The sequence below is a fragment of the Serratia sp. MMO-28 genome (genome assembly GCF_037199905.1).
GTDB classification, from domain to species: Bacteria; Pseudomonadota; Gammaproteobacteria; order Enterobacterales; family Enterobacteriaceae; genus Chania; species Chania oryzae.
On the sequence record NZ_JBBCVB010000094.1, the window covers coordinates 1 to 463 of the forward strand.

General features: G+C 60.0%; 1 protein-coding gene. It reads right to left on the minus strand.

Features of this window, described 5'->3' with window-relative positions; genetic code table 11:
- Window positions 1-463: type VI secretion system contractile sheath domain-containing protein (locus tag WG891_RS26680; RefSeq protein ID WP_337265102.1), on the minus strand; the 463-nt coding region annotated here is incomplete at both ends.

A 463-nucleotide genomic window follows, 5' to 3' on the forward strand; every position in this document is an offset into this window, starting at 1 on the left:
GCGGCTGTTGGCCGTCGCATCTGCGGTGTCATACAGCGCCGGTTTCTGCGCCGAGTTGGCAGAGAAGAAGCAGGCATAGTCGCGGTTTTTGTAGTACGACAGCGGAATGAAGCCCAGGTTGGCAAACTCGAACTCGCGGGTCTCGGGGATCATCACCTCAGACGGGATTTTTACCTGATTGCCGGTGCCCAGATCGTATAGGTGGATCGGCAGATCGGTCACTGCGCCGCCCGCCTGCGGGCCGCGGATCTGCACGCACCAGCCATTGTCGATAAAGCTTTTCACCATGTTGGCGGCAAAAGCAAACGACGCGTTGGTCCACAGGTACTTATCGTGGTCCGGGCCGGTGACTTCTTCCACATAGTTGAAGCTGCGTACTGGCACAGTATCCGGGCCATACGGCAGGCGGCCCAGCACGCGCGGCATCGTCAGGCCGATATAGCGCGCATCGTCGGTGTCACGG